This window comes from Bradyrhizobium sp. B039, assembly GCF_038965675.1.
Lineage (GTDB): Bacteria > Pseudomonadota > Alphaproteobacteria > Rhizobiales > Xanthobacteraceae > Bradyrhizobium > Bradyrhizobium diazoefficiens.
The window spans coordinates 8,698,971-8,723,397 of sequence record NZ_CP152416.1; the positions used below are offsets into that span (position 1 = coordinate 8,698,971).

At 64.8% G+C, this 24,427-nt stretch carries 19 protein-coding genes and 1 tRNA gene; 15 read left to right on the plus strand and 5 right to left on the minus strand.

Annotated elements, in window-relative coordinates; all coding sequences use genetic code 11:
* Positions 1 to 125: 125 nt before the first annotated feature.
* A complete protein-coding gene (locus AAFG50_RS40995) occupies positions 126 to 1,361 on the plus strand; it encodes an LLM class flavin-dependent oxidoreductase (RefSeq protein WP_011083717.1) in 1,236 nt (411 codons plus the stop codon).
* Between the two features lie 142 nt (positions 1,362 to 1,503).
* A complete protein-coding gene (locus AAFG50_RS41000) occupies positions 1,504 to 2,880 on the plus strand; it encodes a cytochrome P450 (protein ID WP_028172588.1) in 1,377 nt (458 codons plus the stop codon).
* A 106-nt stretch (positions 2,881 to 2,986) separates the two neighbouring features.
* Here AAFG50_RS41000 and AAFG50_RS41005 read toward each other — a convergent pair whose 3' ends face one another.
* The gene (locus tag AAFG50_RS41005) at positions 2,987 to 3,826 is read right to left on the minus strand and encodes a glucose 1-dehydrogenase (RefSeq protein WP_028172587.1); all 840 of its coding nucleotides are present in this window, start codon (positions 3,824 to 3,826) and stop codon (positions 2,987 to 2,989) included.
* 179 nt (positions 3,827 to 4,005) lie between these two features.
* Between AAFG50_RS41005 and AAFG50_RS41010 the strand changes: the two genes are divergently transcribed.
* The 12 genes from AAFG50_RS41010 (at position 4,006) to AAFG50_RS41065 (ending at position 20,984) form a co-directional block, all read left to right on the plus strand.
* Positions 4,006 to 4,977 carry a sensor histidine kinase gene (locus AAFG50_RS41010; protein WP_011083714.1) on the plus strand — a complete coding sequence of 324 codons (972 nt, stop codon included), beginning with the start codon at positions 4,006 to 4,008 and terminating at the stop codon, positions 4,975 to 4,977.
* Positions 4,978 to 5,175: 198 nt separating this feature from the next.
* Positions 5,176 to 6,912, plus strand: coding sequence for an EAL domain-containing protein (locus tag AAFG50_RS41015; RefSeq protein ID WP_028172586.1), 1,737 nt, complete (start codon positions 5,176 to 5,178; stop codon positions 6,910 to 6,912).
* A 261-nt stretch (positions 6,913 to 7,173) separates the two neighbouring features.
* Positions 7,174 to 8,616, plus strand: coding sequence for a sigma-54-dependent Fis family transcriptional regulator (locus tag AAFG50_RS41020; protein WP_011083712.1), 1,443 nt, complete (start codon positions 7,174 to 7,176; stop codon positions 8,614 to 8,616).
* A gap of 195 nt (positions 8,617 to 8,811) precedes the next feature.
* Positions 8,812 to 10,122, plus strand: coding sequence for an MFS transporter (locus AAFG50_RS41025; protein WP_039186767.1), 1,311 nt, complete (start codon positions 8,812 to 8,814; stop codon positions 10,120 to 10,122).
* Between the two features lie 121 nt (positions 10,123 to 10,243).
* Positions 10,244 to 12,292: an acyl CoA:acetate/3-ketoacid CoA transferase gene (locus AAFG50_RS41030; RefSeq protein WP_028172585.1), complete on the plus strand. Its 2,049-nt coding sequence runs from the start codon at positions 10,244 to 10,246 to the stop codon at positions 12,290 to 12,292.
* 111 nt (positions 12,293 to 12,403) lie between these two features.
* On the plus strand, positions 12,404 to 13,588 hold the full coding sequence (locus AAFG50_RS41035) for a substrate-binding domain-containing protein (RefSeq protein ID WP_028172584.1): 1,185 nt from the start codon (positions 12,404 to 12,406) through the stop codon (positions 13,586 to 13,588).
* A gap of 178 nt (positions 13,589 to 13,766) precedes the next feature.
* Positions 13,767 to 14,531, plus strand: a complete 765-nt coding sequence (locus AAFG50_RS41040; protein WP_028172583.1) for an ABC transporter ATP-binding protein — start codon at positions 13,767 to 13,769, stop codon at positions 14,529 to 14,531.
* Positions 14,528 to 15,250: an ABC transporter ATP-binding protein gene (locus AAFG50_RS41045; protein ID WP_011083707.1), complete on the plus strand. Its 723-nt coding sequence runs from the start codon at positions 14,528 to 14,530 to the stop codon at positions 15,248 to 15,250. Before AAFG50_RS41040 ends, AAFG50_RS41045 begins: the two co-directional genes overlap by 4 nt.
* Complete coding sequence (locus tag AAFG50_RS41050) at positions 15,247 to 16,257, plus strand: branched-chain amino acid ABC transporter permease (RefSeq protein ID WP_028172582.1); 1,011 nt, start codon at positions 15,247 to 15,249, stop codon at positions 16,255 to 16,257. Before AAFG50_RS41045 ends, AAFG50_RS41050 begins: the two co-directional genes overlap by 4 nt.
* Positions 16,254 to 17,339, plus strand: coding sequence for a branched-chain amino acid ABC transporter permease (locus AAFG50_RS41055; protein ID WP_028172581.1), 1,086 nt, complete (start codon positions 16,254 to 16,256; stop codon positions 17,337 to 17,339). The genes AAFG50_RS41050 and AAFG50_RS41055 overlap by 4 nt, the downstream gene beginning before the upstream one ends.
* 173 nt (positions 17,340 to 17,512) lie before the next feature.
* Positions 17,513 to 20,623 carry an EAL domain-containing protein gene (locus AAFG50_RS41060; RefSeq protein WP_028172580.1) on the plus strand — a complete coding sequence of 1,037 codons (3,111 nt, stop codon included), beginning with the start codon at positions 17,513 to 17,515 and terminating at the stop codon, positions 20,621 to 20,623.
* Positions 20,624 to 20,907: 284 nt separating this feature from the next.
* A tRNA-Arg gene (locus tag AAFG50_RS41065) sits at positions 20,908 to 20,984 on the plus strand.
* A gap of 27 nt (positions 20,985 to 21,011) precedes the next feature.
* Here the strand turns inward: AAFG50_RS41065 and AAFG50_RS41070 are convergent.
* A complete protein-coding gene (locus tag AAFG50_RS41070) occupies positions 21,012 to 21,221 on the minus strand; it encodes a hypothetical protein (RefSeq protein WP_011083684.1) in 210 nt (69 codons plus the stop codon).
* Between the two features lie 214 nt (positions 21,222 to 21,435).
* Between AAFG50_RS41070 and dinB the strand changes: the two genes are divergently transcribed.
* On the plus strand, positions 21,436 to 22,536 hold the full coding sequence (gene dinB, locus AAFG50_RS41075; protein ID WP_028172579.1) for a DNA polymerase IV: 1,101 nt from the start codon (positions 21,436 to 21,438) through the stop codon (positions 22,534 to 22,536).
* A gap of 63 nt (positions 22,537 to 22,599) precedes the next feature.
* Here dinB and AAFG50_RS41080 read toward each other — a convergent pair whose 3' ends face one another.
* The 3 genes from AAFG50_RS41080 to AAFG50_RS41090 form a co-directional block, all read right to left on the minus strand.
* Positions 22,600 to 22,983, minus strand: a complete 384-nt coding sequence (locus AAFG50_RS41080; RefSeq protein ID WP_028172578.1) for an SHOCT domain-containing protein — start codon at positions 22,981 to 22,983, stop codon at positions 22,600 to 22,602.
* Positions 22,984 to 23,372: 389 nt separating this feature from the next.
* Positions 23,373 to 23,600, minus strand: a complete 228-nt coding sequence (locus tag AAFG50_RS41085) for a DUF3551 domain-containing protein (RefSeq protein WP_028172576.1) — start codon at positions 23,598 to 23,600, stop codon at positions 23,373 to 23,375.
* Between the two features lie 242 nt (positions 23,601 to 23,842).
* Positions 23,843 to 24,136, minus strand: a complete 294-nt coding sequence (locus AAFG50_RS41090; RefSeq protein WP_028172575.1) for a hypothetical protein — start codon at positions 24,134 to 24,136, stop codon at positions 23,843 to 23,845.
* Between the last annotated feature and the right edge of the window lie 291 nt (positions 24,137 to 24,427).

Sequence of the window (24,427 nt, forward strand, 5' to 3'; positions counted from 1 at the left end):
GGAGAGGGAGAAGATGAGCGCATGCCTGCATTCCGCCGCGCGGGACATCGCGCGATTGCGTTCGCGCCATCGGGCACGTAGCCTCACCGTCTCAACAAACAAAAAATCCAGCCGGAGAGAACGCCATGGCGCGCCTGAAGTTCGGAGCCTTCCTTGCCCCGCATCACCCGATCGGGGAGCATCCGATGCTCCAGTTCCGGCGCGACCTCGACCTGGTCGAGCAGCTCGACGCGCTCGGTTATGACGAGTTCTGGTGCGGCGAGCACCATTCCTCCGGCTGGGAGATGATCGCCTCGCCCGAGATGTTTTTGGCCGCGGCCGGCGAGCGCACCAAGCGGATCAGGCTCGGTACCGGCGTGGTGTCGCTGCCCTATCACCATCCCTTCAACGTCGCCCAGCGCATGGTGCAGCTCGATCACATGACCGGCGGCCGCGCCATCTTCGGCTCCGGTCCCGGTGCGCTCGCCTCCGACGCGCACACGCTCGGCATCGACCCGATGACGCAGCGCGACCGCCAGGACGAGGCGATCGGCGTGATCCGCCGCCTGTTCAACGGCGAGCGCGTCACCGCCAGGAGCGACTGGTTCACCATGAACGATGCCGCGCTCCAGCTCCTGCCCTTGCAGGAGGAAATGCCGTTCGTGGTCGCCTCGCAGATCTCGCCCTCCGGCATGACGCTCGCCGGCAAATACGGCATCGGCATCATCTCGCTGGGCTCGATGACGACACAGGGCCTGATGTCGCTCCAGCAGCAATGGCAGTTCGCCGAGGATGCCGCCAGGAAGCACGGCACGACGGTGAATCGCGCCGACTGGCGCGTGCTCCTGACCTGGCACGTCGCCGAGACCCGCGAGCAGGCCCGCCGCGAGGCCGGCGCCGGCCTGATGCGCTGGCACAACGAATATAATGTCGGCACCTTGCAGCGGCCGGGCCTCACCGCGTTCACCTCGCCCGACGAAGCCGTGGACAAGACCGCCTTCGTCGAAGGCGCCGCCTCCGTCATCGGCACGCCCGACGACCTCGTGAAAATGATCAAGAACGTGATGCAGGTCTCCGGCGGCGTCGGCGCCGTGATCGGCTTCGTGCACGACTGGGCCAACCCGGAGAACACGCGCCGGAGCTGGGACCTGGTCGCGCGCTATGTCGTGCCGGAGATCAACGGCTATATCGATGGCCTCCGCAAGTCGCAAAAATTCGTGATCGAGAACCGCGCGATCTTCGAACGCGCCGGCCAGGCCGTGATGGCCAAGATCATGGAGAACGAGAAGGCTGCCGAAGCGCTGAAGGTCACCGGACCCGGCCGCGTCGCCATTCCCGCCGTCAACGCCCCGGATCTGCAGAAGGAAGCGGCGAAGCGGTAGGGCTCGTTGGCGTTACACGTGTAACCACGATCTCAAGCAAGCGATATCGGCCTGTGCTATGCTGCCCCGGTCAGCTGGCGCAGGCCGCAATAAAGTCGCGGTCGCGCGATGTCCGTTCGGTCAGCCAACCGGAGCACTCGTCATGTCGATGCAGAATGTGGCCGCCCCTGCGCTTCAGTTCACCGCCCCCAGGCGTAACGAGCTGACGCACATCCCGGGCGACGAGGGCTGGCCGGTCATCGGCAAGACCTTCCAGGTGCTGGCCGACCCCAAGGGGCATATCGAGGCGAACGGCGCCAAATACGGCCCGGTCTACCGCACCCATGTCTTCGGCGAGACCAATGTCGTGCTGCTCGGACCCGAAGCGAACGAGCTCGTGATGTTCGACCAGCAAAAACTGTTCTCGTCGACGCACGGCTGGAACAAGGTGCTCGGCCTGCTGTTTCCGCGCGGATTGATGCTGCTCGATTTCGACGAGCACCGGCTGCACCGCAAGGCGCTGTCGGTCGCGTTCAAGTCCGGACCGATGAAATCCTATCTCAGCGATCTCGACCGCGGCATTTCCGCGCGCGTCGCGCAGTGGAAGGCCAAGCCCGGCGAGATGCAGCTCTATCCGGCGATGAAGCAGCTCACGCTCGATCTCGCCGCCGCGTCCTTTCTCGGCGCCGATATCGGGCCGGAGGTCGACGAGATCAACCGCGCCTTCATCGACATGGTCGCGGCCGCCGTCGCGCCGATCCGCCGTCCCCTGCCCGGCACGCAGATGGCGCGCGGTGTCGCGGGCCGCAAGCGCATCGTCGCCTATTTCCGCCAGCAGATTCCGCTCCGCCGCGGCAATCACGGCGGCGATGATCTGTTCTCGCAGCTCTGCCGCGCCACCCATGAGGACGGTGCGCTGCTGTCGGAGCAGGACATCATCGACCACATGAGCTTTTTGATGATGGCGGCGCACGACACGCTGACCTCGTCGCTGACCTCCTTCATCGGCGAGCTCGCCGCAAACCCGGACTGGCAGGACAGGCTGCGCGCCGAGGTTCTGGCGCTCGGGCTCGCCCCGGGCGCGCCAAGCAGCTTCGACGATCTCGAGAAGATGCCGCTGTCCGAAATGGCGTTCAAGGAAGCGCTGCGGATCAAGCCGCCGGTGCCGTCGATGCCGCGCCGCGCGATGCGCGACTTCACCTTCAAGGGTTTCAGGATTCCCGCCGGCACCGCGGTCGGCGTCAATCCGCTCTATACGCATCACATGAAGGACATCTGGCCGGAGCCGGACCGCTTCGATCCGCTGCGCTTCACCGAGGAGGCCCAGCGCAACCGCCACCGCTTCGCCTGGGTGCCGTTCGGCGGCGGCGCGCATATGTGCCTCGGCCTGCACTTCGCCTACATGCAGGCCAAATGCTTTGCCCGGCACTTCCTGCAGAACATCGAGGTGTCGCTGGAGCCGGGCTACAAGCCGGACTGGCAGATGTGGCCGATCCCGAAGCCGCGGGACGGGTTGAAGGTGCGGGTGAAGGCGGTGTGATGACAAACACCGTCATTCCGGGGCGCACGAAGTGCGAACCCGGAATCTCGAGATTCCGGGTTCGCACTTCGCGCGCCCCGGAATGACAGCAAATAGCTGGGCCGCCTTACGCCTCCTGATCGAACGCCTTGCGTAGCGCCACGTAGCCCTGCTGCTGCTGGCTCCAGTTGCGGCCGCCGGTGATGGCGCCGTCGATGACGAGGTCGTGGCCGTTGATGAAGCTGGATTCGTCGCTCGCCAGGAACACCGCGGCATGGGCGATGTCGTCGGGAATGCCGGCGCGCGGGATCGGCTGGGCGGTCTTGTAGACTTCGCGCATCACCGCCGGCGTCTTCTCCGCGGCGTCGGTCGCCAGCCCAAGCGCCTTGCCGAAAATGCCGGTCGCGATCGCGCCGGGCGAGATCGAGTTGACGCGGACGTTGGACTCGCCGAGCTCCATCGCCACGCATTTGGTGAGATGGATCACCGCCGCCTTGGCCGCGCCGTAAACCACCGACGAGGAGAAGCCGGCGAGCCGGCCAGCGATGCTGCCATTGTTGATGATGCTGCCGGACCCCTGCTTCTTCATGTAGGGCGCGGCGTGCTTCATGCCGAGCATGACGCTGCGCACCAGCGTCGCCATCGCCGCGTCGAAGCGCTCGACCTCGAGGCCCTCGATGCCGCCGGTCTGCGCCGGCCCGCCGGCATTGTTGAATAGGCAATCGATCCGGCCGAATTTGTCTACCGCGAGCGCGATCAGCGCCTGCATCTGCGCTTCGACCGTCACATCGGTCTGGCGGAAGATGCAATTGGCCCCGAGCTGCTTCGCCAGCGCCTCGCCTTCCGGTATGCGCCGCCCCGCGATCACAATTTTGGCACCTTCGGCAACGAAGACTTCAGCGGTCCGTAATCCGATCCCGCTCGTCGCACCCGTAATCACCGCGACCTTTCCGTCCAGCCTGCCCATGGAATGTCCCTGTTTTCGAACCTCTTGACGCCAAATGGCGGATACCGATCGACGACGACGCCGCGACAGTCGGCGCCGCGACGGTCACTATTCCTGCCGGCTCCCGACAAGGCAAGCTTTGCTTGCGCTGGCGAGATGCGTAACATTCGCAACGAACGCACCTCGCAACCGGGCGGCGCATGGAGAAGCTGATCGACGAATTCCGCAAGGGCTGGCAGGGCGCGGCACCTCCGTCGCTCGGCTTGAGCATTGCCTTTGCGGTGGCCTGCCTGCTCGTTGCGACGCTGGCGCGCTGGGGCCTCGCGCAAGTGCGGCCCGACGTCTACTTCACCCCGTACTTTCCGGCCGTGTTCTTTGCCGCCGCGTTCGGAGGCTTCCGGATCGGCATCGTGACGGCGATCGTCGGCGGCGTGCTCGGCGTCGTCGTGAATTTCAGCGATGCGCTTGCCGATCGCGCGCGTTTTGCCCTGCTGGCGCTCTACTGGGCCGTGAGCGCGCTGACCATCTGGGGCGTCGAGCACTATCGCACCATGCTGGCGGAGCAGCGCCGGATCTCCAAGCGCCTGATCGAGGAAGAAGACTATCGCAAGCTGCTGGTCGACGAGCTCCAGCACCGGCTGAAGAACAAGCTCTCGACAGTGCACGCCGTGATTCACCAGGTGCTGCATGACCAGCCGCAGGTCTGGGCCCGGGTCGATCCGCGGCTGCGATCGCTGGCCGCAACCGACGATCTGATCTCGCGGATCGACAAGGCCGGCTGCGACATCCGCGATCTCCTGATCTCGGAGCTCGGCCCCTACGGCCACGTCCGCTTCACCCTCAACGGCGACCGGCTGTTCCTGCCGGCGAAGCTCGCGGTCACGCTGTCATTGATGTTTCACGAGCTCGCCACCAATGCAGGCAAATACGGCGCATTCTCTGCGCCGCGCGGTCTACTGCAGGTGTCGTGGACCGTCAGCGACGATCGCTTGACCATCACCTGGGACGAGACCGAGGGGCCAACCGTGGACAAGGTGTCCGAGCCTGGCTTCGGCACCAAGCTGCTGAAATCGGCGCTTTCCGCCTTCGATGGCAGGACCGAGATCTCGTATCTGAAGACCGGGCTGCATTGCATCATGCAATGCCGCATCCCCCAAGGTGAAAGCCGCTAAAGCGAAAGCAGGCCCGCGCGCCCCGCTCGCGGTTTCGCTGGGCGCATTGACCCTCTGTTAATGACGATCGGCGCGCGTGCCGCATCGCCGCAAGACACCACCGTATTTCTCCGGACCCCTTAACCAAACTTAAGAGGGAACCACGCAAGATCGCGCCCATTGCAAAGGCGCGCTGAAACAACAAGATTCATGACTTCTATGAACGACAACAGATATTCCGGCGCGAGCGAAGCCGAACTCGGATTCCTCAAGGAAATCGTTAGAATGCTGCCGGCCGGCCTGACCGTTCAGGACGCCCATGGCGAGCTTCTGCTGGTTAACGATGCCGCAGCGGCGCAGCTCGGCATGGACGGCAGCCGTCCCTCGCCCGATCTGACGCCGCGCCGGGAAGCCTGCCGCCGGGCGCTGAGCGCCGGCCAGGCGGTCGTCACCGAGGAAGCCCTGCACGACGGCGCGGCGCGCCAGGTGCTGCTCACGACCCATCGCCCCGTTCGCCTCGCCGGACGAGAGCTCCTGATCTCCGCCTCCTCCGACATCACCGAGCAGAAGAATTTCGAGGACCAGCTGTTCCGCTCGGCCTATTTCGACGAGCTGACCGGCCTGCCGTCGCGGCGCGTGATCGAGCACCGCGCCAACAACCTGCTCGCGCGCGATGGCGGCGGCGAGCGCTTCGCGCTCGCCTTTCTCGACGTCGACAATTTCAAGCACATCAACGACTATTACGGCCACGCCGTCGGCGATGCGCTGCTGGTCGAGCTGGCGAAGCGGCTCGGGCGCGACCTGCGCGATTCCGACATGCTGTCGCGCATCTCGGGCGACGAATTCCTGCTGCTGCTCTCCCCGATCCAGGGCCAGGAGGAAGTCGCCGAATTCATGCAAGCGACGCTGGAGCGGCTGACCGCGCCGTTCTTCATCGACCATTCGGAGGTCTTCGCCTCGACCTCGGTCGGCATCAGCATCTATCCCGATCACGGAAGCAGCTTCGAGATGCTGCGTCAGAACGCCGACATCGCGATGTACCGCATCAAGAACGACGGCAAGGGATCGGCCGCCTTCTTCGACGCCAGCATGGAGCGCGAGGCGCTGGCGCGGACCAAGATCGAGCAGTCGCTGCGGCTCGCCATCCTGGAGAAGCGCTTCTGCTGCGCGTTCCAGTCCAAGGTCGACATCCGCACGCAGGCCGTGAAGGGCATCGAGGCCCTGGTGCGGCTGCGCGACGACGAAGGCGTGATCCAGGCGCCGGGCTCGTTCATCAACCTTGCCGGCGAGCTCGGACTGATCGACGAGCTGACCCATCTCGTGCTCGCCGAGATCGTCAAGTCGATCGACCTGATCAACGACACGTTCGGCGCGGACGCCTCGATCAGCATCAACGTCGCCGCCAGGCAGGCCGGCAATCCCGAGTTCATGCGCAGCTTCGCGCAGGCGCTGGACAACACCGGCTTTCCCCAACGCTTCATGATCGAGCTGACGGAAGAGGCCTTCGTCGCCAAAAGCCATTTCCAGTCGGAAATCCTGCCGATGTTCCGCAAGCTCGGCGTCGGCATCTCGATCGACGATTTCGGCACCGGTTATTCCTCGCTCTCGGCGCTCGCCGACATCACGGCCGACGAGATCAAGATCGACCGCTCCTTCATCACCGACATCCATAAGCGGCCGCGCAGCCAGGGCATCCTGCGCGCGATCGAATCCTTGAGCGAAGCGCTCGGCATGACCGTGATCGCCGAGGGCCTCGAATCCTACGAGGAGCTCGCCTACCTGCAGGCCGCGACCAAGATCCGCTACGCGCAGGGCTATTATTTCTCGCGGCCGATCTTCCTGGAGGAGCTGAAGCTCGCAACACCCGTCGCCAGCGAGTCCCGCGCCAGCGTGGCCAGCCGCCCGATGCAGCAGAACCGACACGGCTATTCGCGGGCGGGCGGGTATCGGCGGTAGGGCGACAGCGGCGCAACAAACACCGCCGTCGTCCTGGCGAAAGCCAGGACCCATTACCCCAGGCAGGTGTCGTGGCGCGGGATGGTGACCACGAGTCTTCGCCAAACAGCTTCCTGGGGTAATGGGTCCTGGATCGGCGCTCGCTTTGCTCGCTTGTCCAGGACGACGACCGAGAATGGGTCGCGAAGCCAGCGCCAATTCTCCCCTTTGAAATTACTGCCCTTTTGGTAATAAACAGGCGGGCTTCCCGCGAGGCACGCCATGTCCGGTCCCTCTTCTGTCGTCAGCGATCCCGCCTATATCCGCGCACGCGCCATGGAGACGCTGTTCGAGCGGCTGGAGCATCTGTGCGAGGGCGCCATCGCGATCGATCGCAGCGGACGCGTGGTGTATGTCAACGAGAAATACGTCACCGCGATGGGCCTCTCGCATGAATCCGAGGCGCTCGGCCGCCCGATCGAGGAGGTCATCCCCAACAGCCTGATGCGCAGGGTCGTGGAGACGGGTGAACCGATCATCCTCGACATCATGGAGCTCGGCGGCGAGCAACTCGTCGTGACCCGCATGCCGATCGAGGACGAGAAGGGGAATATCATCGGCGCGATCGGCTTCGTGCTTTACGACCGCCTCGAGGGCCTGAAGCCACTGCTCGGTCGCGTCGCCCAGCTCGAGAACGACTTGCGGCTGGCGCGGCGGCAATTGTCGCATGCGCGCGCCGCCCGGTTCACTTTCGACGACTATGTCGGCGCAACCGCCGGCATCGCACAGGCCAAGGAGCTTGCAGCGCGCGCCGCGCGCCAGAGCGTCACCGTTCTGCTCACCGGGGAGACCGGCACCGGCAAGGAGATGCTGGCGCAGGCCATCCACAACGCCTCCGCCCGCGCCGAAAAGCCGTTCGTCAGCGTCAACGTCGCGGCGATCCCGGATACGCTGATCGAATCGGAGTTCTTCGGCGCCGCGCCGGGCGCCTATACCGGCGCGGACCGCAAGGGTCGCGACGGCAAATTCCGGATCGCCGACGGGGGCACGCTGTTTCTCGACGAGATCGGCGAGATGCCGCTGCAATTGCAGGCCAAGCTGCTGCGCGTGCTGCAGGAGCGCGAGATCGAGCCACTCGGCTCCGACAAGGTCACCAGGGTCGACGTGCGCGTGATTGCGGCCACCAATGTCGACCTGCACAAGCGGGTCAGCGAGGGGACATTCCGGGCGGATCTCTACTACCGGCTGAACGTGCTCTCGATCGAGCTGCCGCCCCTGCGCCACTGCCTGGACGACCTGCCCGAGATCTGCGGACGGCTGCTCGAGGACATCAGCGCATCCGGCGACTACCTCAATGCCAGGATCACGCCGAGCGGTCTGGCTGCGCTTGCGCGTTATGGCTGGCCCGGCAACGTCCGCGAACTGCGCAACATCCTGGAACGCGCGCTGATCCTGAGCGATTCGGGACGCCTCACCAGCGACGACTTCGATCGCATTCTCCCCGTCGGCGCGGAGACGGTGCCCACGGCACCATCGCGGCCGGCCGGCCTCGTCCTGCCCTATGCGGAAGCCGAGGCCGAGTTCGAGAAGCACACGCTGGAACAGGCGCTCGCCGCCAGCAACGGCCAGATCTCGGAGGCCGCCAAGATGCTCCAGATCTCGCGCGCGACCTTCTACAAGAAGCTCGCCAAGTTCGGCCTCGCCTCGGGAGCCGCATCCGTCTGAGTTGCGAGACATCGCGTGTCCGGAGTCTCGGACTCCAGACACGGCGCGCTGCCGTTCTGTCCCGGATCAGGCGCTGAAACTGCTGGGTTTTCAGCCATTTTGCGCAAACCTGTGGCATCTGGCGCGGAGCTTGCTCTTCGCTCTGCACAATGACGCGTGCTGCACATGCGCATTCGCAACCAGGGAGGACGCAAGATGAGTGAAGCGATCTCAGTCCATCAGCTTGAGGCGAGACAGCCCTCGCACGTGACCGTCGCCACCGCGAGCCTGATCGGCACGGCCATCGAGTGGTACGACTTCTTCCTTTACGGTACCGCCGCGGCGCTGATCTTCAACAAGCTGTTCTTCCCGACCTTCGACCCCATGATGGGAACGCTGCTGGCGTTCGCGACCTACGCGCTCGGCTTCATCGCGCGTCCGCTCGGCGGCGTCGTGTTCGGCCACTACGGCGACAAGATCGGCCGCAAGACCATGCTCTATCTGACCCTGCTGATCATGGGCGCGGCGACCGCCGCGATCGGCTTCCTGCCGACCTACGAGACCGCCGGCATCTGGGCCGCGGTCCTGCTGGTGACCTGCCGGCTGATCCAGGGCTTTGGCCTCGGCGGCGAATGGGGCGGCGCGGTGCTGATGGCGGTCGAGCATGCGCCCGCGGACAAGAAGGGATTCTACGGCAGCTGGCCGCAACTCGGGGCGCCGCTCGGCCTCGTGCTCGGCACGCTGGTGTTCTCGGTGGTGTCCGCGATGCTGACCGACGCGCAGCTTCTTTCCTGGGGCTGGCGCATCCCGTTCCTGTTCTCGATCGCGCTGGTGCTGGTGGGCCTGTGGATTCGCTTCACCATCGCGGAATCGCCGGAGTTCCAGAAGGTCAAGGACACCAAGCAAGAGGTCAAGATGCCGATCCTCGAGGCGATCCGGATGTATCCCAAGAACATCCTGCTCGCGATGGGCGCGCGCTTTGCCGAAAACGGCTTCTTCTACATCTACGCGACCTTCGTGCTCGCCTATGCGACGCAATCGCTCGGCATGAACAAGCAGGACATGCTCAACGGCGTGCTGATCGGCGCGGCGATCGAGACCTTCACCATTCCCGCCTTCGGCGCGCTCTCCGACCGGCTCGGGCGGCGGCCGATCTACATCTTCGGCGCGGTGTTCTCGGCGCTGATGTCGTTCCCGCTGTTCATGCTGCTTTCGACCAAGAACCCGCAATATGCCTGGATCGCGATCGTGCTCGGCCTCGCCGTCGGTCACGCCGCGATGTACGGCCCGCAGGCGAGCTTCCTGTCGGAGCTGTTCGGCACCAAGGTGCGCTATAGCGGCGTCTCACTCGGCTACAACCTCGCCTCGATCTTCGCCGGCGCATTGTCGCCGCTGATCGCGACGGGATTGATGACGGCGTACGCGCCGGCGACCTGGCCGATCTCGCTCTACATGATCGCGCTGGCGATCATCACCGTCGTGTCGGTCTATTTCGCCACCGAAACACGCAAGATAGTGCAGTCCTGAACGTCCTGACGATACCTCTTGACCTCTTGTCGCGAGGAGCAGCCTGTTCCGGGCCTGCTCCCCGCGCTAGGATCGACGCACAGCAACGACGGCATACCGTCCAGGGATCGGGAGGAACGCCGTGAGCCATCATCCAGCTCTGCCCTATCTGCGCAATTCCGAGAAAGGCAAGGTCGTCACGGCGGCCGAAGCGGTCATGCTGATCCGCGACGGCGACACCGTCGCGACCGGCGGCTTCGTCGGCATCGGCTTTGCCGAGGAGATCGCGATCGCACTGGAGGAGCTCTATCTCTCACACGAGGGCGATGCGCCCTATACGCAGGGCAAGCCGCGCAATCTGACGCTCGTCTATGCGGCCGGCCAGGGCGACGGCAAGCATCGCGGCCTCAATCATTTCGCACATGAAGGCCTGGTCCGGCGCGTGATCGGCGGGCATTGGGGCCTTGCCCCAAAGCTCCAGCAGCTTGCGATCGCCAATCAGATCGAGGCCTATAACCTGCCGCAGGGCGTCATCACGCATCTGTTCCGCGACATCGCTGCGCGCCGGCCCGGCCACATCACCCGCGTCGGCATGGGCACGTTCGTCGACCCCCGCAATGGCGGCGGCAAGCTGAATGCGCGCACCACCGAGGACATGGTGGAGCTGATCAAGATCGGCGGCGAAGAATGCCTGCTCTACAAGACGTTCCCGATCGATGTCGGGATCATCCGCGCCACGACGGGCGATCCCGACGGCAATCTCACCATGGAGAAGGAGGCGCTGACGCTGGAGGCGCTCGCGATCGCCATGGCGGCGCATAATTCCGGCGGGATCGTCATCGCGCAGGTCGAGCGCGTCGCCGAGAGCGGCAGCCTCAATCCGCGCCAGGTCAAGATTCCCGGCATCCTCGTCGACTGCGTCGTCGTGGCGAGACCTGAGAACCACTGGCAGACCTTCGGCACGCAATACAATGCGGCCTTCTCGAGCGAGATCCGGGTCCGCGCCGCCTCCCTGCCCGTGATGCCGGTCAGCGAGCGCAAGATCATCGCCCGGCGCGCCGCGCTCGAGCTCAAGGCCAACAGCGTGGTCAATCTCGGCATCGGCATGCCCGAAGGGATCGCTTCCGTCGCAAATGAAGAGCGGATCATCGACCTCATCACCCTGACGGCGGAGCCCGGCGTGATCGGCGGCATCCCGGCGAGCGGGATCGATTTCGGCGCGGCGATCAACACCCAGGCGGTGATCGACCAGCCGTATCAATTCGACTTCTACGACGGCGGCGGCCTGGATGCCGCCTTCCTCGGGCTCGCCCAGGTCGATCGCGCCGGCAACCTCAATGTCAGCAAGTTCGGGCCGAAGCTCGCGGGCGCCGGCGGCTTCATCAACATCAGCCAGAACGCCAAGGAGGTCGTCTTCGTCGGCACGTTCGGCGCCGGCAAGCAGCGCATCGCGGTGAACGACGGGAAGCTCGCCATCCTCGACGAGGCGAGGTCGCGCAAATTCGTCGACAGCGTCGAGCACGTCACCTTCAGCGGCCCCTTCGCCGCGGCACGGGGGCAGCGCGTGCTCTATGTCACCGAGCGCTGCGTCTTCGCGTTGCGGCCCGACGGGCTCGAGCTCATGGAAATAGCGCCCGGCATCGACATCGAGCGCGACATCCTGCGCCTGATGGATTTCAAGCCATTGATCCCGCGCGACCCTATCCTGATGGACACCCGCATCTTCCGCGACGGCCCCATGGACCTGCGCGAGCGGCTGCTGACCATCCCGCTCGACCAGCGCTTCACGCTCGACGAGCAGCAGAACCTGTTCTTCGTCAACCTGGAACGCTATCCGCTGCGCAGCAAGGCCGAGATCGATGCGATCGCGGCCCTCGTCGAGGCGAAGCTCGCCCCGCTCGGCCGCCGGGTCTACGCCATCGTCAACTACGACAACTTCTCGATCCTGCCGGAGCTGATGGACGACTATTCGGCCATGGTGCGCAGCCTGGTCGACCGCTTCTATTCCGGCGTGTCGCGCTACACCACGTCCGGCTTCCTGCGCATCAAGCTCGGCGAAGCCCTGGAGAAGCGCGGCGTCGCGCCGCACATCTTCGAGAGCGCGGAAGAGGCGCAGTCGGACCGGCGGCAGATCGAGTCTGCCGGCAGCCCCGCCGCATCAGGCGACACGCGCGTGACACGGCAGGCCTAAAAATGATGCATGCTCATGTGCCGGCGCAGTCCGCCGGAAGGATGAATTGCAATGTTCGTAACGTTGTGCAACTCGCTGTTACCGAGAAACTTTGAATCAGGAGGGACCATCGTGCGTCGATCACTCATCATAACAACAACCATCCTCGCCCTCGCCGCGGGCACCTCCGCACGGGCCGACGATCTCAAGGTCGCGCTGATCTACGGCAAGACCGGTCCGCTGGAAGCCTATGCCAAGCAGACCGAGACCGGCCTGCAGATGGGTTTTGAATACGCCACCAAGGGCACCATGACGCTCGACGGCCGCAAGATCGTCGTCATCACCAAGGACGACCAGGGCAAGCCCGATCTCTCCAAGGCCGCGCTCGCGGAAGCCTATCAGGACGACAAGGCCGATATCGCGATCGGCACGACATCGTCGGCCGCAGCGCTTGCCATTCTCCCAGTCGCCGAGGAGAACAAGAAGATCTTGATCGTCGAGCCCGCGGTCGCGGACCAGATTACCGGCGAGAAGTGGAATCGCTACATCTTCCGCACCGCGCGCAACTCCTCGCAGGACGCGATCTCGAATGCGGTCGCGATCGGCAAGCAGGGCGTCACCGTTGCAACGCTGGCGCAGGACTATGCCTTCGGCCGCGACGGCGTCGCCGCCTTCAAGGAGGCGCTTGCCAAGACCGGCGCGACGCTCGCCGCCGAAGAATATGCGCCGACCTCGACCACCGACTTCACCGCGGTCGGCCAGCGCCTGTTCGACGCGCTGAAGGACAAGCCGGGCCGCAAGGTGATCTGGGTGATCTGGGCCGGCGCCGGCAATCCGCTGGCCAAGCTCCAGGACATGGATCCGAAGCGCTACGGCATCGAGCTCTCCACCGGCGGCAACATCCTGCCGGCACTCGCCGCCTATAAGGGCCTGCCCGGCATGGAAGGCGCCACCTATTACTTCTACGAGATCCCGAAGAACCCGGTGAACGACTGGCTGGTCGCCGAGCACCAGAAGCGCTTCAACGCGCCGCCGGACTTCTTCACCGCGGGCGGTTTCGCCGCCGCGATGTCCGTCGTCGCCGCCGTCACCAAGGCGAAGTCGACCGACACCGAGAAGCTGATCACCGCGATGGAAGGCCTGGAGTTCGACACGCCGAAGGGCAAGATGGTGTTCCGGAAAGACGACCATCAGGCGCTCCAGAGCATGTATCACTTCAAGGTCAAGGTCGATCCGAACGTCGCCTGGGCCGTGCTCGAGCCGGTGCGCGAGCTGAAGATCGAGGACATGGACGTTCCCGTCCGCAACAAGCGCTGAGCTTTCTTGCTTCACCTCCCCCGCTTGCGGGGGAGGCCGGGTGGGGGCTCTTCTCGCTCGGGGGTTCTCGATTGCTGAGACACCCTCTCCCCAACCCTCCCCCGCAAGCGGGGGAGGGAGCGCAGCGTGATCGCGGATACATCTCCATTTTATTCGCCAAACTCGGTCGAAACATCGAATGACGCTCTCTCTCGAAACCCGCGACCTCACCATCCGCTTCGGCGGCCACGTCGCGGTCAACAACGTCTCCTGCACGTTCCGCCCCGGCGAGCTCACCGCCATCGTCGGGCCGAACGGCGCCGGCAAGACCACCTATTTCAACCTGATCTCGGGCCAGCTACGCGCATCGAGTGGCAGCATCCTGTTCGACGGCACCGACATCACCCAGCATTCCGCGCCGCTGCGCACCCGCGCGGGCCTCGGACGCGCCTTCCAGCTCACCAACCTGTTTCCGAACCTCACCGTGGAAGAGAACGTCCGCCTCGCGGTACAGGCGGCGAACGGCACCCATTACGACATGCTGCGGCCGTGGATGGTCCGCCGCGACCTGATCGCGCGCGCCGACGCCATCCTGGACCAGGTCGCGCTCGGTGGCCGCCGCGGCGTCGCCGCGACCGCGCTGTCGCATGGCGACCAGCGCAAGCTGGAGGTGGCGCTGATGATCGCGCTGGAGCCGAAGGTGTTCATGTTCGACGAGCCGACCGCCGGCATGAGCATCGACGAGGTGCCTGTGGTGCTCAACCTGATCGCGCAGCTCAAGCAGGACAGGAGCAAGATCATTCTGCTGGTCGAGCACAAGATGGACGTGGTGCGCTCGCTGGCCGACCGCATCATCGTGCTGCATAACGGCCAGCTCGTCGCCGACGGCGTACCTGCCGAAGTGATCGCCTCGCCGATCGTGCAGGAGGCCTATCTCGGCATCGCACCGAAGAGCGCCGCATGACCGAGCTGTTGAAACTCTCCGGCGTGCACACCCATATCGGCCGCTATCACATCCTCCAGGGCATCGATCTCGTCGTCCCGCAAGGACAGACCACGATGCTGCTCGGCCGCAACGGCGCCGGCAAGACCACGACGCTGCGCACCATCATGGGCCTGTGGCAGGCCTCGAAGGGCGAGATCAGCCTCGCCGGGATGCGCATCGAGAGCCGCGCCACGCCCGACATCGCCCGGCTCGGCGTCGGCTACGTGCCCGAAAGCATGGCGGTGTTCTCCGATCTCACGGTGAAGGAGAACCTCGTGCTGGCGGCCCGCGACGGGCCGCTCGACGACGCCCAGCTCGACTGGATCTTCGGCTTCTTCCCGGCGTTGCGCCGGTTCTGGCTGTCGCGCGCGGGAAGTCTCTCGGGCGGACAGAAGCAGATGTTGTCGATCGCGCGCGCCATTATCGAGCCACGAAAGCTGCTGCTGATCGACGAGCCGACCAAGGGGCTGGCGCCCGCCATCGTCATGGCGCTGATCGAGTGCCTGAAGGAGATCAAGCGCAAGGGCGCCACCATTCTCCTGGTCGAGCAGAACTTCTTTGCCGCGCGCGAGCTCGGCGACAACGTGCTGGTCATGGACAACGGCACCATCGTTCATCGCGGCGAGATGGCGGCGCTCGCCGCCGACGTGCCGCTGCAGGAGCGGCTGCTCGGCCTGAGCCTGGAGGCGCATCAGTGACAGAACTTGCCGCAAACGATCCGCTGCCGAAGCCGAAGCGCGACATCGCGCCGATCCTGCTGCCGATCGCGCTCGCCCTCCTGGTGATCCCGCTGGTCGGCTCGCCCAGCACCTGGCTGACGCTGACCGCCGCGAGCCTCGCCATGGGCATGATGATCTTCATCATGGCCTCCGGGCTGACGCTGGTGTTCGGCCTGATGGACGTGCTCAATTTCGGTCATGGCGCCTTCATCGCCGTCGGCGCCTATGTCGCAACCCTGGTGCTGGCACCGTTTGCGGCGTCCATTCAGGCCGATTCGCTCTGGATGAACCTCGCGGTGCTGGCGCCGGCTGCGCTCCTCTCGATGGCGATGTCCGGCGCGCTCGGCCTGATCGTCGAGCGCGTGCTGATCCTGCCGGTGTACGGCCAGCACCTGAAGCAGATCCTGATGACGACCGGCGGCCTGATCGTCGCCGAGCAGACGCTCTATGCGCTGTGGGGGCCGCAGATCATCCCGATGCCGCTGCCCACCTCGCTGCGCGGCTCCTTCATCCTCGGCGACGTCGCGATCGCCAAGTACCGCGTGCTGGCGACGCTGATCGGCCTTGCCGTCTTCATCGCGATCCAGCTCGTGCTCAACCGCACCAAGCTCGGCCTGCTGATCCGCGCCGGGGTCGAGAACCGCGAGATGGTCGAGGCGCTCGGCTATCGCATCCGCCGCCTGTTCCTCGGCGTGTTCATGACGGGCTCCGCGCTCGCAGGCCTCGGCGGGGTGATGTGGGCGCTCTATCGCGAGCAGGTCCACGCCTCCATGAGCGACGACCTCACCGTGCTGATCTTCATCGTCGTCATCATCGGCGGGCTCGGGTCGATCGGCGGCTGCTTCATCGGCGCGATCCTGGTGGCGATGGTCGCCAATTACGGCGGCTTCCTGGTGCCGAAACTCGCCCTCGTCTCCAACATCCTGCTGATGGTCGCCATTCTGATGTGGCGGCCGCGCGGCCTCTATGCGGTGACCAGCCGATGATGATCCTCTCAGGCGATCCGCCGCGCAGCCGCGTTCTCACGCTCGTCCTCGTCCTCATCATCCTGGCGCTTGCGGCGACGCCGTTCCTGTTTCCCGGTGCCAAGGCGCTGAACGTTGCGGCCAAGATCTGCGTCTTCGCCGCGCTGGTCGCCTCCTACGACCTGCTGCTCGGCTATACCGGCTCGGTGTCGTTTGCCCACACCATGTTCTACGGCATCGGAAGCTACGCGATCGCGATCGCGCTGTACGGGATGGGTCCGAACTGGGCCGCGGTCGCAACCGGCATCGTCATCGGCCTGCCGCTTGCGGCTCTGCTCGCGCTCGCGATCGGATTGTTCTCGCTGCGGGTCGCGGCGATCTTCTTTGCCATGATCACGCTGGCGGTCGCCTCCGCCTTCCAGGTGCTGGCCTCGCAGCTGTCCTGGCTAACCGGCGGCGAGGATGGCCGCAGCTTCCAGCTGCCCGAACTGCTGCGCCCCGGCACGGTGCTGATCTCCAGAAACCTGTTCGGCTTCGAGGTCAACGGCCGCATTCTCACCTATTACCTCGTGCTCGCCATCTCGGCCCTGATGATCCTCGCATTGCTGCGCGTGGTGAACTCGCCGTTCGGCCGTGTGCTGCAGGCGATCCGCGAGAACCGTTTTCGCGCCGAGGCGCTCGGCTTCCGCACCGTGTTCCACCTGACCTACGCCAACTGCCTCGCGGCCCTCGTCGCCGCCAGCGCCGGCATCCTGAACGCATTGTGGCTGCGCTACGCCGGCCCCGACACCTCGCTCAGCTTCTCGATCATGCTCGACATCCTGCTGATGGTGGTGATCGGCGGCATGGGCACGATCTACGGCGCGATCATCGGCGCCACCATCTTCATCCTCGCGCAGAACTATCTCCAGTCGCTGATGGGCGTCGCCTCCAAGGCGGCGTCGGAAGCCGGGTTGCCGCTGCTGCCGGGACTTCTGCATCCCGACCGCTGGCTGCTGTGGCTCGGGCTGCTGTTCATTGCCAGCGTCTATTTCTTCCCGACCGGCGTGGTCGGACGGCTGCGGAGTGGCGGCGGTGACAAGAGCGCGGGCGCCTCGCATTAAGCTGCCGTTAGTGATGCAGCGCAGCGATTGTTACGCGCATCGCGCAACCGCGGAGCGATTCCCGCCCAGCTGCATGCGGCCGGGCCGTGCAACCGCATTAATGCTCAGGTAACCGGCTTTCCTAAGGTTTGGGCCATTTGTGCGGTGTATTCATGTTCCTCCAGGGAGGGGGAATGCGCCAGGTCTTTTCCACGGTGGCAGCCGGAATGTCCTTAGCCGCAAAGAGCGGCTGGGCGGCCTTGGCGCGGCGTGGTCCTGTCCTGTGGCTGACCCTGTGCGGCGTGTTGCTGGTCGCGGGGATCTTCGCCGTGACCGCCATGGCCGTCGGCGAATTCCGCGAGCGAACCCTCGCCAACCGCGAGCGCGAGCTGGAAAACACGGTGCAGCTGATCGCGCGGCATTTCGATCAGCAATTCGAGGATTCCGACGTCGTCGCCGCCGATCTGATCGGGCAGATGAACCTGCCGGGCATCGCCTCGCCCGGGATGTTCCGCGAGCGCATGTACGGACCTGCCACAAACCAGATGCTGCGCAGCAAGGTCAGCTCGGTCTCCTATCTCGGAGACATCGCGATCTACGATGCCGACGGCGAACTGATCAACTGGTCGCGGGCCCAGCCGTTGCCGAAGATCAACATCTCCTCGCGCGCCTACTTCCAGACCTTCAAATCGGACCCGATGGCCGAACCGGTGCTGCTGGAGTCCGTCCGCAGCTTCATCATCGGCAAATGGACCACGGTCGTCGCACGCCGGCTGAGCCTGCCGGACGGCACCTTCGTCGGTGCGATGGTCCGGCGGATCGATCCGGACAGCTACCAGAACTATTTCGCATCCGTGGCGCTCGCCGAAGGCACGGCGATCTCGCTGTTCGATCGCGAAGGCAAGATGCTGGCGCGCTATCCGCATGTCGAGGAGCTGATCGGCAGGAGCTTCAAGACCGCGCCGCTGATGCACAAGGTGCTGACCGAGGGCGGCCATCAAACGCTTCGCGTCAGGAGCCCGGTCGACGGCGAGGAGCGGCTTGGCTCAGCCGCGTCGCTGAACCATTTCCCGCTGGTCATCGTTGCCACCAACACCACGGCGGCGGCGCTTGCCGACTGGCGGCAGCAGACCGGCTTCATGGTCACGACGGCCGCGCTTTCGGCCGTCGTGATCGCGCTGATCCTCTTTCTGATCATCCGCCAGATCAACCGGCAGAACCGCGAAGCCCAGGAGGGAATCGAAGCGGAGCGGCTGCGGCTCGACACGGCCTTGAACAACATGTCGCAAGGGCTGATCCTGTACGACGCCGCCGGATACATCGTCACCTGCAACCGCCGGTACGCCGACATGTTCGGCCTCTCCCACGACGTCATCAAGCCCGGCTGTCACATCCGCGAGGCGATGTACCATCGCAAGGAACGTGACGCGTTCGACGGCGACGTCGAGGAATTTTGCGACGACGTCATGAGGACCGTCGCCGAAGGCACGGTCTCCACGAGAACCCATCAGATCGCCAACGGCCGCGCCTTCCAGGTCATCAATACCCCGCTCGCGCAGGGCGGATGGGTCGCCACGATCGAAGACATCACCGAGCGCCGCAACCTGGAACAGGAGCGCGATCGCAACCACACCTTCCTGCGCGAGATCATCGACCATATTCCCTCGCGCATCACCGTGAAGGACGCCCACACGCGGCGCTACCTCCTGGCCAACCAGGTGGCCGAGGAACAACTCGTCACCGCCCCCGAGACGATCGTCGGCAAGACCGCGTTCGACCTTTATCCGACGGACGCCGCCGAGATCATCACCCGGGACGACGACAAGCTGCTGCAATCGCCGGACGGACTATTTCTGGATGAGCACATCTGGAGCACCCCGACCATCGGACGGCGCTACATCACCTCGACCCGGATCGGCATTCGCGACAAGTCCGGCGAGCCGCGCTACATCATCAATGTCGTCGAGGACGTCACCGAGCGGCGGCGCGCCCACGAGAAGATCGCGCATATGGCGCACTACGATGCGTTGACCGACCTGCCGAACCGTACGTTGTTCCGCGAGCAGATCGAACGCGAGCTGGCGAAGGTCGCCGACGGCGGGCAGTTCGCGCTGCTCTACATCGACGTCGACGAATTCAAGGGCATCAACGATTCGCTCGGCCATCACGTCGGCGACGAGCTGTTGAAGGCGATCGCCACCCGCCTACGTGGCTGCCTCAAGAAGAGCGACCTGATCGCGCGGCTCGGCGGCGACGAGTTCGCAGTGATCCAGACCGGAATCCAGTCCCGTGCCGACGTGCTGTCCTTCGTGACGCGGATCTACGAGGCGATCCGGCAGCCCTATCACTGTCTCGGCCACCAGCTCTCCACCGACGCCAGCATCGGCATCGCGCTGGCGCCGCAGGACGGCAACGATCTCGACCAACTCATCAAGAACGCCGACCTCGCGATGTACGGCGCCAAGGCCGAGGGACGCCGCACCCACCGCTTCTTCGAGCCGGAAATGGACGCGTGCGCCAAGGCGCGCCTGACCATGGAGCAGGATCTGCGTCAGGCCCTGGTGAACGGCGGCTTCGAGATCCACTATCAGCCGCTGGTCGATCTGCGCTCGGGCGAGGTCTCCGGCTGCGAGGCGCTGCTGCGCTGGCGCCATCCCGAACGCGGCGGAATCTCGCCGGCGGAGTTCATTCCGATCGCCGAGGATACCGGCCTGATCAACGAGCTCGGCGACTGGGTGCTGCGCATGGCCTGCAACGAAGCCGCGACCTGGCCGGCGCATGTGCGGGTTGCGGTCAACGTCTCGCCGGTGCAGCTCAAATGCGACACGCTGGCGCTCAGGATCGCCGGCGCGCTCGCCGCCTCCGGACTCGATCCGCGCCGGCTCGAGCTCGAAATCACCGAGGCCGTGCTGATCCGCGACGACGAGGCGGCGCTCGCGATCCTGCACCAGCTTCGCGCGATCGGCGTGCGGATCGCGCTCGACGATTTCGGCACGGGCTACTCCTCGTTGAGCTATCTGAAGCGCTTCCCGTTCGACAAGATCAAGATCGACCGCTGCTTCGTCGCCGACATCGCGGAGACGAGCGGCGCGCCCGTGATCGTGCAGGCGGTGGTGAACATCGCCGCCGCGAGCCACATGACCACGGTCGCCGAGGGCGTCGAGACCGAGGCCCAGCGCGAGCTGCTCCGCGCGCTCGGCTGCACCGAGATGCAGGGCTATCTGTTCAGCGCGCCGAAGCCCGCCAGCGAGGTGCGAAAGCTGTTCGGCCCGAGCCACGCCGTTCCGGTGGCGGCGGTGGCCTGAGATGGCGAGATCCGCATCGCCGTCATGGCCTTGCGGATCGCCCATGGCGCCAGGGAGCCGGCGACCACGTCACCCTCAGCGTCGGCGTCGCCAGCCACATTCCCGGCGAGGCCGACGGCACCCCCGACCGGCTGCTGGGCCTGGCCGACCAGGCGCTCTATGCGGCAATACGGCTTGGCTGCGACAGCCTGCCGGTTCCTGTCCGCATTGCCCGCAAATCAACGTGGCCGAACACGGCGGAAGCGGTTGCCCACCCCTCGCCAATCGGCTAAATGAGGCCCACTGCACCCGTAGCTCAGCTGGATAGAGCGTTGCCCTCCGAAGGCAAAGGTCACACGTTCGAATCGTGTCGGGTGCGCCAGCCTTGTCGCCGTCTTCACGCCAGCGCCTAGCTGAGCATCGAGATCATCGTCTGGATCTGGTCCGAGGCGGACGCGACCAGGCCGTCGTAGGACGTCTGGCCGTGTGCGGCGGCCTTCAGGATGCATTCGGCCACAGCCGCTTTCAGACCGAAGACCGATTGATGGGCCGGTACGCTCGCCATCACGGTCTCCAGCGCTTGACGCATCGTGCGAATGAGCTCGGAGCTGTATTGCATGGGTTGTCCTCCGCGCCCTCATATTAGATCGCGTGCCCATGCTTGCCACTCACAAGCCTGAGACTGTTGTTTGAACCTGGTCGAGACTGAACGCCTCAATTCAAACGCCAGATGGCCGCATTGAGCAGGCCGGCAAACGCGAACCCAGGCTGCGTAAGGCGCGAAAAGCATCGATCGCCTCGCGCTTCTCCTTGCACGATTGTATCATCTCTCCATGAGCGATTCCGGCACGGTGACGGGCGAAACCTCGCCCGTCCGCAAGATCATCCATATCGACATGGATGCGTTCTATGCGTCCGTGGAGCAGCGCGACAATCCGGAGCTGCGCGGCAAGCCGGTCGCGGTCGGAGGCTCCGCCGAACGCGGCGTCGTCGCGGCCGCCAGCTACGAGGCCCGCAAGTTCGGCGTTCGCTCTGCCATGCCGTCGGTGACGGCGAAGCGGCAATGTCCCGACCTGATCTTCGTCAGGCCGCGCTTCGAGGTCTACAAGGCGATCTCCAGGCAGATCCGCGAGATCTTTGCCGAACACACCCCGATCATCGAGCCGTTGTCACTCGACGAGGCCTATCTCGACGTGACGGAAAACCTGCAGGGCATTCCGCTGGCACGCGACGTCGCGCTGCGGATCCGCGAGAAGATCAAGGCCGAGACGGGGCTCAACGCTTCGGCGGGCATCTCCTACAACAAGTTTCTGGCCAAGCTCGCCTCCGATCATCGCAAGCCCAACGGCCAGTTCGTGATCTCGCCGGAGATGGGACCCGCCTTCGTCGAGGCGCTGCCCGTCGGCAAGTTCCACGGGATAGGCCCGGCGACCAGCGCGAAGATGAATGCGCTCGGCATATTTACCGGTCGCGACATGCGTAACCAGACGCTGGAGTTCATGAACGCGAATTTCGGCAAGGCGGGCGCCTATTACTATTGGATCTCACGCGGTGTCGACGAACGTCCGGTGCGGGCCAACCGGATCCGCAAGTCGATCGGCGCGGAGACCACGTTCCAGGCCGACCTCGACGAATTCGAGGCGCTGGTCGCCGCGCTCAAGCCTCTCGTCGACAAGGTCTGGCGCCATTGCGAGGCGACCGGCAACCGCGGCCGCACCGTCACCTTGAAGATCAAATTTGCCGACTTCGAGATCATCACACGCAGCAGGTCCGCACCAACACCGGTTGCAGGCCGGGACGATCTGGAGCGGCTGACCTGCGGCCTGCTCGAAGTCGAGATGCCGCTGCCCAAGCGCGTCAGGCTGTTGGGCGTATCGCTGTCTGCCCTCCAGGACGGGGATGATCCGGAGCCGCAGCTGACTTTCGGCATTTGAACCGGATGGACGGTGACGGGATTTTTCAAACATCGCTTCCGAATGTGCCGCGCGCAATGACGGCTAGGAAACCAGCCTGGTGCGAAGCCGCCTGTACTCGTCATCCGTTACGGATCCCGCCTTTCTGAGCTGATCAAGCTTGGTAAGCTCGTCTGCAACGCTGAAGCCGACGATGTGCCGCAACTCCTCGCGCGCCCGTTGAGCTTGCTCGGCGTTACGTTCGGCCATGCTTCGCCCTTGCGTAATGAGGTATGCAAAGATGCCGAGGTAGGAGGTCAGAACCAGCACGAGCACCCATAGTGCCTTGCCCCACCCGGAGATGTCGTGGCGCCTGAACAGGTCGCCATAGATGACGATGAGCAGCCAGAACCAGACGACGAATGCGAATATCGCAATCATGTCCATCAGGAAATTTCGGTACGTGAATCCCTCTTGAACGAAGAACATTGCCATCCCCTCGTTGAATTACCGTTCTCGATCCGTCGCTCCACTTAACGGCAGTACCGATGCGACACGCGGTGCGACCTTCCGCTGCTCGAGCGGTACCAGCAGCTGCCGTTCCGCCAATAATATCTATGCCAATGCCGATGCCGCCGGTGGGCGCCGGCGATCGCTCCGGCCGTAGCTCCTATCGCAGCGCCGCGACGACCGCCGACGGCACCGCCGATGACCGCACCCCGAAGCGCGCTCTGAGGATACGATTCGCTGGAAGGGAACATTCCCGCGAACGCGAGCAGGATGACGAACAGTGCAAGCTTTCGCATCTGAGCGTGCCTTTCCTGATTGGACGCGTCTGCCGCGCAGATAACCGCAGAACGGTTTATCTCTGAGGGTGATCAGCGCCGCCGCGGAGCGGCATAGCGTGGATTGATGCCGCAATATGCGTTCGTGCCGGAAGCGGCAGCCAGACATTGCGGGCGTGTGGCGAACTGGCAATTGCCCGGAAAGCCCCAGTTGCGACCACGCAGGCAGTAACGATCCGCCTCGGCGGCCTGGGCCGGCCCCGAGAATACAACGGATAAAAATGTGGCAAGCAATGCCAGCATCGGAACGGCACGATGCATCTCGACCTCCATGGATGGATGGAGGCGAATTATATCGCCGACGCGTCGGCCATACCGCCAGTAAAAGCCCTTGCCAGACGCTGCGGCGTTTATTGATGCGACCTGAGGCGAAAAGCGCCCACGCTATCGCGAAAATCTCAAGCTCGGAGCTGCCTGAAGGCGGCCGTATCGATTGACGGCGTCACACCTTCACGGCGGGGGTCTCCCCCGCCGATCTGATCTTCCTTCACGACCGGCAATGGTCAATGCCTCACATGCTCAAACACGACGATCACACCCGTCGGCTCCGGCTCGTGGGCCATCAGGCGCGTGAGGTCGGCATCGCTCCAGTCGGCGAGGCTGACGACTTCGCCGGTCTGGCGCTCGGCGCCGAGCGACGGGGTCGGCTCGAGGACCTTCAGGCCCGTCTCGTCGACGAAGAAGGTGTGCTCGCCGAACATGCTGTTGAGCTGCGGCATTGCGGGATGCTCGTCGGGCAGCACCTGGGCGCCGAGTTGGTTGACGGTCTGCTTCACCTGTTCGGATGTGAGCTTCATGAGCTGCTCCGTTTCTGTCGTGCCGGGTTTCATTGAGTTGAGCTAGGACCGGCGTTCCCTGCGCCTGTGTCGCCTGGCTCAAATTCCCGAACCGGTGCTGCGCACAAATGTTCCGATGAAATGTATTTCGTGATCGCGAGTTTCATCCGCCGCGCTCACGGCACGGGTTCGCCACACGATGTCCACGATCTGCCTGTGAGCGGCTCTAATCGGCAGCTTCGACGATCCGAATGTCGCGGTCCGCGCCGTCGCCGAGCAAATCATGGGCAGCCTGATAGGCTTCTCCTGATG